Source organism: Vibrio sp. 811 (genome assembly GCF_033339195.1).
This window is the reverse complement of the sequence record NZ_JAWOUB010000039.1, coordinates 1-10,458: the sequence shown is the minus strand read 5'-3', so window position 1 is coordinate 10,458 and position 10,458 is coordinate 1. Positions and strand designations below refer to the sequence as shown.

Sequence of the window (10,458 nt, the reverse complement as noted above, 5' to 3'; positions counted from 1 at the left end):
GGCGCTGGACTAAACAAAGGCCCCCTTTTAGGGGGCTCACACAAAGCCACCTTCTTTAGAAGGTGGTAATTTACTTTTCTTGCTCACGTGCAATTGCACGGTAGCCGATGTCGTTGCGATGGAACATGCCATCCCAACGGATCTGTTTTGCAAGCTCGTAAGCACGCTGCTGCGCTTCTGATACGCTGTTGCCAAGTGCGGTTGCACAAAGAACACGACCACCGTTTGTCACGATGTCGCCATCTTTGTTATCTGTACCAGCATGGAAGACTTTTTCGCCTTCAATTTCAACTTGTGGCAGACCCGAAATAACGTCGCCTTTGTTGTACGCTGCTGGGTAACCACCGGCTGCTAGCACGATACCAATCGATGCTCGTGGATCCCACTTCGATTCCGCTTGATCTAGCTTCTCGTCGATTGCCGCTAGGCACAGATCAACAAGATCCGATTCCATGCGCATCATGATAGGTTGTGTCTCTGGATCACCGAAGCGGCAGTTGTACTCGATTACTTTCGGAGTGCCGTCTTTGTCGATCATAAGACCCGCGTATAGGAAACCAGTGTAAGGGTTACCTTCAGCGGCCATGCCACGTACTGTTGGGTAAATCACTTCTTCCATGATGCGGTTGTGGATTTCCTGTGTTACCACTGGAGCTGGCGAGTACGCGCCCATGCCACCGGTGTTAGGACCCGTATCTTTGTCGCCTACGCGTTTGTGGTCTTGGCTGGTGGCCATTGGCAGAACGTTCTCACCATCCACCATCACGATGAAGCTTGCTTCTTCACCATCTAGGAACTCTTCGATAACGACACGACTACCAGCATCACCAAATGCGTTGCCTGCTAGCATGTCTTTGATTGCATCCTCAGCTTCTTCTAGCGTCATCGCTACGATAACGCCTTTACCAGCAGCAAGGCCGTCAGCTTTTACTACGATCGGTGCACCTTGCTCACGTACGTAAGCAAGAGCTGGCTCGATTTCAGTGAAATTCGCGTAGGCACCCGTTGGAATTTGGTGACGAGCAAGGAAGTCTTTGGTAAACGCTTTAGATCCTTCAAGCTGTGCTGCTGCTTGGGTCGGGCCAAAGATTGGTAAGCCCGCTTCGCGGAACGCATCAACCACACCAATAACCAATGGTGCTTCTGGGCCAACGATAGTCAGTTCAATCGCCTTCTCTTTGGCGAAAGCAACAAGGCCAGTGATGTCTTCTACATCGATGTTTATGTTCTCTAGTTTTGGCTCTAGTGCTGTACCTGCGTTGCCTGGTGCAACGAAGATAGTCTCAACATTTGGGTTTTGTGCCGCTTTCCAACCTAGCGCATGTTCACGACCGCCTGAACCAATGATTAAAACTCGCATATGAAAATCCTTAATCTTATAAATACCGTTTGCTCAAACTCAGATATTTCGCAAAGACCTGAGTATGGCCTCTCTAATTCAATGGGACGAGGACAAGGCGACAAGTGAACTTATTCCTATGAGCATAGTATGCTATGTGATTAGGATAAGTGAACGCCGTCAACGCAGTTATCGTCCCAGTGAAGACGAGAGGATTAGTGGCGGAAGTGACGCATACCGGTAAAGATCATCGCCATGCCGTGCTCGTCGGCTGCTGCGATAACTTCGTCATCACGCATAGAGCCACCTGGCTGAATCACACACTTGATGCCCGCTTCTGCAGCCGCGTCGATGCCGTCACGGAATGGGAAGAATGCATCTGATGCCATTACACAACCTTCAACCTGTAGACCTTCGTCTGCAGCTTTGATGCCTGCGATTTTCGCAGAGTAAACGCGGCTCATTTGGCCAGCACCTACACCGATAGTCATGTCGCTTTTCGAGTAAACGATCGCGTTAGATTTCACGTATTTCGCTACTTTCCAGCAGAACAGTGCATCTTTTAGCTCTTCTTCTGTTGGCTGGCGCTTAGAAACCACTTTTAGGTCGTCTAGGCTTACCATGCCTTGGTCGCGGTCTTGAACCAGTAGACCGCCATTCACGCGTTTCACGTCAAAGCCAGTTGTCTTCGTTGTCCATTCGCCACACTCAAGTAGACGTACGTTCTTCTTCGCTGCAACCACTTCAATCGCTTCAGCAGAAACAGAAGGTGCGATGATCACTTCAACGAATTGACGCTCAACAATAGCGGTTGCTGTTTCAGCATCCAGTTCTTGGTTGAATGCAATGATGCCGCCGAATGCAGATGTTGGGTCAGTTTGGTAAGCACGGTTGTACGCTTCTAGGATGTCTTTACCTAGAGCAACACCGCATGGGTTTGCGTGTTTTACGATTACACATGCTGGCTCGTTGAACTCTTTCACACATTCAAGCGCTGCGTCAGTGTCTGCGATGTTGTTGTAAGAAAGCGCTTTACCTTGGATTTGGTGAGCAGTTGAAACAGACGCTTCTTGTGGGTTAGCTTCGACGTAGAAAGCGGCTGCTTGGTGGCTGTTCTCACCGTAGCGCATGTCTTGCTTCTTCTCGAACTGTTGGTTGAACGTACGAGGGAATTTGCTCTCTTCATCACCGTCTTTGTTCTCACCGTAAGATGGAACCATAGTGCCGAAGTAGTTTGCGATCATGCCGTCGTAAGATGCTGTGTGCTCGAATGCTGCGATAGCTAGGTCGAAACGAGTTTCTAGTGTTAGAGATTTCTCGTTCGCGTCCATTTCAGCGATAACGCGGTTGTAGTCGTGAGCGTTCACAACGATAGTCACGTCTTTGTGGTTTTTCGCTGCAGAGCGAACCATTGTTGGACCACCGATGTCGATGTTCTCAACCGCATCAGCAAGCGTACAGCCTTCTTTAGCAACGGTTTCTGCGAATGGGTATAGGTTAACGACAACCATATCGATAGGGTTGATGCCGTGCTTTTCCATCACGTCATCATCTTGGCCACGACGACCAAGCACACCACCGTGAACTTTTGGGTGAAGCGTTTTAACGCGGCCGTCCATCATTTCTGGGAAACCAGTGTAGTCAGAGACTTCGGTTACGGCGATGCCTTGTTCGGCAAGTAGGCGAGCTGTACCACCAGTAGATAGGATATCGACACCGCGCTCAGCAAGAGCTTGCGCAAACTCAACAATACCTGTTTTGTCTGATACGCTGATAAGCGCACGGCGAATAGGACGAGCGTTATTCATGCTTCCATTTTCCTCAAATTCACGGAGTTAAAGATGTTTGCCAAAAATGAACTTGTTTTTACCTCTTGGGGTAAAATATTGGCCAGTTTTGGTAAAGACCTTTGCAGGGTGTTTTCTGGTTAGAAAACAGTCTCCACATTTGATGGCGCGTATTCTAACCAATTTATTACAAAAAAGCTCGCGCAATCGTTTGGCATCTCAAAAATAATTGCAAAAAAGTCGTTCTTTAGCTTTAAAAGTAACGAGATAGTTAATAGGGGAAGTTATGTTTCAGATAGGTGAACTGGCAAAACGTTGTGGTGTGACTGCCGATACATTGCGTTTCTACGAGAAAAACGCGCTAATAAAACCAGCAGGGCGAAGTGAGTCAGGCTATCGCTTGTATGATGAAGAGAATCAAAAGCAGGTGCACTTTATCCTCAAAGGTAAAGATCTTGGCTTGAGTCTGGATGAAATTAAAGACCTGTTAGAAATTAAGTTAGAAGCGACAGAACACAGCTGTGCAGAGGTAAAAGCCATTACTTCTGCTAAGTTAGAGCTGATTGATGGGAAAATTAACGAGCTGACGAAAATTCGCCGAGCGTTAAAGAAGATTAATGATGCTTGTTGTGGTCATACAGACGATGACGCCACACATTGCTCTATCCTTGCCGCACTTGAGTAGTCTCATTCTTGCATCACTTAACTTAAGTTTGCATTTTTGGCGACTTGCTTTTCTAGGTACACGCTGCTTTCCCACCTATAATCTTGCCTTTAGTTACTTGTAGGAATCGACCATTGTCTGATTCCTGCCGTAGCGCTGTCTGTAGATACGAGAGTTTTCATACATGGTTGGAGTCTATTTTCAAATCAATGACTGGGTTTTAAGCGTTGATGAAAATAAGCTGTATCGACAAGATAGGGAAGTTACTGTTGAACCACGCTTAATTAATCTTCTGCATTTCCTAGCGGAGCATGCGAATGAGGTGTTCAACCGCGAGGAATTGATTCAGTACGTTTGGGCTGGAGCGATTGTGACCGATCAAGTGGTGACTCAATCCATCTTTGAGTTGCGTAAGCTACTACGTGACGGTAGAGAGGAAAATACCAACTACGTTATCACGGTGCCCAAGCGTGGCTATAAGCTGGTAGCGAACGTGGTTGCTATGACGCATGAAGAGTTTGTCACAAGTCGGCAAAATGAAGAGATCCCACCTTCGGTTGAAGAATCGGAAGAGGATTGTCTACCTATAGCACCAGCCGTTACCTTTCCTGCCGGTCCTCTAACTCGCGCGGTCTGCGAGATGTCAAAAGAGAAAAAAGCCCCTCAGAGCAAAAACAAAATCAGTCCTTGGCGATTGGGAATTATGAACTTCATCTGGATCAGTATGTTGGTCGTAGTGATGGGCGTGTTTACCTACAAGCAATCGGAAGTGCGTATTACCCAAGCCATCGATACCCATCTGATTGAGTTCAAGTTTCAAGATAATTTTACGAATGAAGGATTAAGCTACGATTTGGCAGACGGATTCGCCCAAAAGTTGATGTCCGACATTGCTCAAGTCAGTGATTACCGAGTCATGCTAAAGAAGGCGTCGTTTACTTCTGGCATTGTGCCTGGTAAATCGGTTGTGGTGAGAGTTCGTGAGAATGACGGTGGCAGCTTTTTAGAGGTGGAATATCGCAATAACTCATCTGAAAAAGTGTTGTTTAGTCGTCAATACGCGTTAACCAGTAGTCATTTAAAGACAGTGCTTCAACAAGCATCGTTGGATTTGATGCAAGTGCTGAAAGTATCGGATGCCAAATTGAAATCTACGATGCTGGTGGCGGGAATGCCAATGAATCCCGACGCGTTGGAGTTGTTTGTTCAGGCTAACCATTACCTTAATGTCTCTGATACTAAACAATTCCGCCAAGGTATCGACTTGATGGAAAACATTTTAGAAATCGAGCCGGATAATGCTTACGTTCAAGCTGAGTTGTTGATTGCTTACCATGTACAAAAGGCACTTGATTTCTCACAGGAGTTGAAGAAAGGGCGAATGCAGCAGCTCAGTGAAGCACTAGAGACTAATGTGAAAATGATGGTGGGGCCAATTCAACCGCGAATTTATGAAGCTTTAGCACTGCACGAAACCATCATTGGTGACATGGCGTTAGCCAAGCGGCATCTCGGACAGGCATTGAGGTTACGTGATTCAGTGCTTTCCTATGTGATTCGCGGTAAGCACGCCGAATTGGATGGTGATCTGGATTTAGCCAGTGAGTCTTACAGTGAAGCTTTCTATATTGATACGTCGGTTGAGACGTACCTGCTGTGCGAAAACTTGGTCTTCCCAAGTAACATGAAGGCGATTGATTACGCCATGTATCGCGCCGTTCACCCTTCTGTCGTTCGAATGCTTTAATTCTCTCGGACTCAACGTCAGTCTAATGCTAGCCCCTCATTTCGGTGAGGGGCTTTTTTGTCGCTGTCGAAAAGTGAAAAGGGTGAGGCGGTGGGGCAATGACTTACGAAGGAGCTAACAACGCAAGCTTGCAACGGGAATACATACCCGCTTCTCTATCTCTATCTCTATTGATTGTATGAAGTGTCTGGCTGAGTTATGTGGCGAGAATGATTTTGATGCTTTCTTGCAGGCGAGATGAATATTGATGTGGGTCAAAAAGCGCGATCAGGGAGAGATTTATGGAATCAACACTTCAGGGAATTAACCCTTCGGGATGGGGAAGTTGATAGAGGTTGATAACTTTTATCGCGATGACCAACGAGTTGATGAGAGTTTATCTATCGGTAGAAGGTTTGATGTTTTTCTTATAACCGTATGAATAATATAGTTTTATATTTTTGTGTTTATCATGTTTATCTCAACTTGATGTTGATGAACTAATCATTTTATTGATAACACCAAGTTTATTTTTTTCCCGATTTTTGGGCGTAGTCTTCACTTCGAAATTTAGCGAGGTCGAGAAGGTTCCTCCTCATAGCATCTCGCTAATAACCATTCAGTTTGAGTCATGTTGACTCGAGTAGAATAGATTTGGAGATGTTATGTCATCGAATGCGAAAAAAATCGGCCTTATTGCCTGTACGGGTGTCGTAGCCGGTAACATGATGGGTAGTGGTATTGCATTATTACCTTCTAGTCTTGCCTCTGTAGGCTCTGTTTCAATCTTCAGTTGGCTGATCTGTTTGGTCGGTGCACTGAGTCTGGCGTTCGTTTACGCTCGTCTGGCAACCAAAAACCCACAAGAAGGTGGTCCTATCGCTTATGCTGGCGAAGTGTCTCCGGTATTTGGTTTCCAAACGGGCGTTCTTTATTACCACGCGAACTGGATTGGTAACCTGGCTATTGCCATTACAGGTGTTTCTTACCTTTCAGTATTCTTCCCTGTGCTTAATAACCCAATTCCAGCAGGTATTGCGACGATTGCATCGGTATGGATCTTCACTTTCGTCAACCTACTTGGTGGTAGCTGGGTAAGCCGTCTATGTACGCTTGGTTTAGTTCTTATCCTTATCCCAGTTGTTGGTACAGCTGCATTTGGTTGGACGCACTTCGATACTGCGCTTTACAGCCAAAACTGGAACGTATCAGCAGGCACTGACAGCCACGCGGTAGTAACAGCGGTTCTTATCTGTCTATGGTCATTCGTAGGTGTGGAATCAGCAGCGGTATCGACGGGTATGGTAGAAAACCCTAAACGTACTGTACCACTAGCAACTATGTTAGGTACTGGTATTGCAGGTGTGATTTACATCCTATCAACTCAAATGATCAGCGGCATGTTCCCAGCGTCAGAAGTTGCGGCATCAGGTGCGCCATTTGCATTGGCAACCACTGAGCTATTCGGTAGCTGGACTGCACCATTCGTATCAGCATTCACAGCACTAGCATGTTTCACTTCGCTAGGTTCTTGGATGATGCTGGTGGGCGAGGCTGGTAAACGTGCCGCGAGCGATGGCAACTTCCCTAAAATCTACGGCGAAACTGACAAAAACGGTGTGCCTAAGAAAGGTCTAATCCTTGCGTCAATCAAGATGACTGCACTGATGGTTGTACTGATGTTCTTCAGCTCTAAAACAGCACACGCATCAGACCTGTTCAACCAGCTAACGACTGACGCAGTTCTACTAACAATGCTGCCTTACTTCTACTCAAGCATTAACTTGATTCGCTTCGAAGGTATGACAACACGCAACGGCTTCGTAATGCTGTTCTCTGGTGTGGCTTGTCTGTTCTGCTTCATCGCACTAGCAGGTGCAGAGGGCGGTACGCTAACAGCAACCTTCATCGTGTCTCTAGTTATCTTGATGTTCTACAGCAAAAAAGCAGGTCTTGCTCAGTACGTGAAAATGCACGCTGAAGACATGCCCGCCCAAGCAAGCAACTAATCCCCAAAACGCTGGCACTACGGTGCCAGCCCATAAAACCCAAATTCACGCGGCGCTCACCTTACTCATTGCCTGTAAATGGCAAAGAGCGCCCTCATTCGCCTTGGAGATGTCCAAATGAATATATTCGCTATCTTGAACCACATGGGTGTGTTCTTTAAAGAAGAGCCAGTTCGTCAACTTCACGCTGCTCTTGAGAAAGCGGGCTACGAAGTGGTTTACCCAGTAGATGATAAAGACTTGATCAAAATGATTGAGATGAACCCACGCATTTGCGGTGTGTTGTTCGACTGGGATAAATACTCACTTGAGCTATGTGAACGTATCAGCCAAATCAACGAAAAACTGCCTGTTCACGCATTTGCTAACGAACAGTCTACTCTAGACATTTCACTAACAGACCTACGTCTAAACGTGAGCTTCTTCGAGTACGCTTTAGGTATGGCTGACGACATCGCTATCAAAATCAACCAAGCGACTGAGGCATACAAAGATGCCATCATGCCTCCATTCACTAAAGCGCTATTCAAATACGTAGAAGAAGGTAAATACACCTTCTGTACTCCAGGTCACATGGGCGGTACTGCATTCCAGAAAAGCCCTGCTGGTAGCATCTTCTACGATTTTTACGGTCCAAACACATTCAAAGCGGACGTATCAATCTCAATGCCTGAACTGGGTTCTCTACTAGACCACTCAGGTCCACATAAAGATGCAGAAGAATACATCGCACGCACATTCAATGCAGACAGCTCGTACATCGTAACTAACGGTACGTCTACATCGAACAAAATCGTTGGTATGTACTCAGCACCTGCTGGCAGCACAGTACTGATTGACCGTAACTGTCACAAATCTCTGACTCACCTAATGATGATGAGCGACGTGACACCAATCTACTTCCGCCCAACTCGTAACGCATACGGCATCCTTGGTGGTATTCCACAAAGCGAATTCAGCCGCGATGTCATTGCAGAGAAAGTGGCGAAAACACCAGGTGCAACAGCACCAACTTACGCAGTAGTGACTAACTCAACTTACGATGGCTTGCTGTACAACACACAATTCATCAAAGAGTCGCTAGATTGTAAACACATCCACTTCGACAGTGCTTGGGTGCCTTACACTAACTTCAACCCAATTTACGAAGGTAAATGTGGTATGAGTGGTGAAGCGATGCCAGGCAAAGTGTTCTACGAAACACAATCAACACACAAACTGTTGGCTGCGTTCTCACAAGCTTCAATGATTCATGTGAAAGGCGACTTTGATAAAGAATCTTTCAACGAAGCATTCATGATGCACACTTCAACTTCACCTCAGTACGGCATTGTTGCTTCTACTGAAACTGCAGCGGCAATGATGCGCGGCAACACTGGTAAGAAGTTGATGCAAGACTCTATCGATCGCGCAATCCGCTTCCGTAAAGAGATCAAACGTCTAGAAGCAGAAAGCGACAGCTGGTTCTTCGATGTATGGCAACCAGAAAACATCGATACCACGGAATGTTGGAAACTAGACCCTAGCGACACATGGCACGGCTTCAAGAACATGGATGACAACCACATGTATCTTGACCCAATCAAAGTAACGCTACTGACTCCGGGGATGAATAAAGAAGGCGAACTAGAAGAATCAGGTATTCCTGCTTCGCTGGTGGCTAAATTCCTAGACGAGCGCGGCATCGTGGTAGAGAAAACAGGTCCATACAACTTGTTGTTCCTATTCTCAATCGGTATCGACAAATCAAAAGCAATGCAATTGCTACGCGGCCTAACTGAATTTAAACGTGGCTACGACTTGAACCTAACCATCAAGAGCTTCCTACCTTCACTATACAACGAAGACCCAAGCTTCTATGAAGGCATGCGTGTTCAAGAACTAGCACAAGCGATTCATGACCTAACTAAGAAATACAACCTACCTGAGCTAATGTACAAAGCGTTCGATGTACTTCCAGAAATGAAAGTAACACCACACGCAGCATGGCAAGAAGAGCTTCGTGGCAACATCGAAGAAATCAAACTGGAAGAAATGGTTGGCCGCGTAAGTGCGAACATGATCCTTCCTTACCCTCCAGGTGTGCCACTAGTACTTCCTGGTGAAATGGTGACTCAAGAGTCTTGCCCTGTGCTGGACTTCCTAGAGATGCTTTGTGAGATCGGTGCGCATTACCCAGGTTTCGAAACCGACATCCACGGTCTATACCAACAAAAAGATGGTAGTTACACCGTAAAAGTATTGAAGAACTAAGTTCCTCTCGAAGATGACGCCATTGGGAATGCAAGCATGCTCCACTCTTACGAGCTCAATGCGTCATCGAACAATAACGACATTTAGATATACCCCTAACTCATCTGTCGTAAAGATAAGGGCAAGGATGCTCTGATCTTTTCTTCTATATATAGAAGAAACACTTTTCCAAGACTTCACCTGAAGTACCCCAAATAAAAAGCAAAGACCAAAAGAGCAGTTCGTCATCGTTCTGCTCGTTTTTCGTCTTTATATAGATAGAAAGAGAAAAAAGAACCAAGAGAGATAAGATCAGCAATCAAAATCACAAAGAAATCGGCGATCTTTTAATGCAGAAGTCAGGTGTTTCATCATGAAAAGATCCTCTGCAACCCGAAATATTAGACAAGATCGTTGAGTATCTATGCAGAGTGCTCGTTATTTGTGCGGTTGGAAGTTTTTTTGCAAAAAACGCTTGTGCTAATTTCTCAACCCCCTATACTGCGCATCCACCGACACGGAGTGAGACGAAAGTCACACAGCGAGTCGGAATTGAGAGAAAAGAAATTTGAAAAAAATGCTTGACTCTCTCACGGTGTGAAGTAAGATACGCAACCCTAACGGCGAGCAACTAAGTTGCTGAAAATGTTAGAAAAGCTCTTTAAAAATAAGAACCTATCAATCTGTGTGGGCACTCGTTG

6 protein-coding genes are annotated in these 10,458 nt (G+C 45.9%); 4 read left to right on the top strand and 2 right to left on the bottom strand.

The window, feature by feature from the left end:
* Window positions 1-70: 70 nt before the first annotated feature.
* Both purD and purH read right to left on the bottom strand, forming a co-directional pair.
* On the bottom strand, window positions 71-1,360 hold the full coding sequence (gene purD, locus R7Q46_RS24240) for a phosphoribosylamine--glycine ligase (RefSeq protein ID WP_136977321.1): 1,290 nt from the start codon (window positions 1,358-1,360) through the stop codon (window positions 71-73).
* A 194-nt stretch (window positions 1,361-1,554) separates the two neighbouring features.
* The gene (gene purH / locus R7Q46_RS24235; RefSeq protein WP_053350800.1) at window positions 1,555-3,147 is read right to left on the bottom strand and encodes a bifunctional phosphoribosylaminoimidazolecarboxamide formyltransferase/IMP cyclohydrolase; all 1,593 of its coding nucleotides are present in this window, start codon (window positions 3,145-3,147) and stop codon (window positions 1,555-1,557) included.
* 265 nt (window positions 3,148-3,412) lie between these two features.
* Between purH and zntR the strand changes: the two genes are divergently transcribed.
* The 4 genes from zntR (at window position 3,413) to R7Q46_RS24215 (ending at window position 9,778) form a co-directional block, all read left to right on the top strand.
* A complete protein-coding gene (gene zntR / locus R7Q46_RS24230) occupies window positions 3,413-3,811 on the top strand; it encodes a Zn(2+)-responsive transcriptional regulator (protein WP_005382529.1) in 399 nt (132 codons plus the stop codon).
* 163 nt (window positions 3,812-3,974) lie between these two features.
* Entirely contained in the window at window positions 3,975-5,537 is a 1,563-nt protein-coding gene (cadC, locus tag R7Q46_RS24225; RefSeq protein WP_151514382.1) for a lysine decarboxylation/transport transcriptional activator CadC, read from the top strand.
* A 644-nt stretch (window positions 5,538-6,181) separates the two neighbouring features.
* Window positions 6,182-7,525, top strand: coding sequence for a cadaverine/lysine antiporter (cadB, locus tag R7Q46_RS24220; RefSeq protein ID WP_017635552.1), 1,344 nt, complete (start codon window positions 6,182-6,184; stop codon window positions 7,523-7,525).
* Between the two features lie 117 nt (window positions 7,526-7,642).
* A complete protein-coding gene (locus R7Q46_RS24215) occupies window positions 7,643-9,778 on the top strand; it encodes a lysine decarboxylase CadA (RefSeq protein WP_318077836.1) in 2,136 nt (711 codons plus the stop codon).
* Window positions 9,779-10,458: the final 680 nt, after the last annotated feature.

Bases quoted from the DNA above. Each gene is read 5' to 3' on its own strand.
- purD (WP_136977321.1), bottom strand. From the start codon at position 1,360: ATGCGAGTTTTAATCATTGGTTCAGGCGGTCGTGAACATGCGCTAGGT.
- purH (WP_053350800.1), bottom strand. From the start codon at position 3,147: ATGAATAACGCTCGTCCTATTCGCCGTGCGCTTATCAGCGTATCAGAC.
- zntR (WP_005382529.1), top strand. From the start codon at position 3,413: ATGTTTCAGATAGGTGAACTGGCAAAACGTTGTGGTGTGACTGCCGAT.
- cadC (WP_151514382.1), top strand. From the start codon at position 3,975: ATGGTTGGAGTCTATTTTCAAATCAATGACTGGGTTTTAAGCGTTGAT.
- cadB (WP_017635552.1), top strand. From the start codon at position 6,182: ATGTCATCGAATGCGAAAAAAATCGGCCTTATTGCCTGTACGGGTGTC.
- R7Q46_RS24215 (WP_318077836.1), top strand. From the start codon at position 7,643: ATGAATATATTCGCTATCTTGAACCACATGGGTGTGTTCTTTAAAGAA.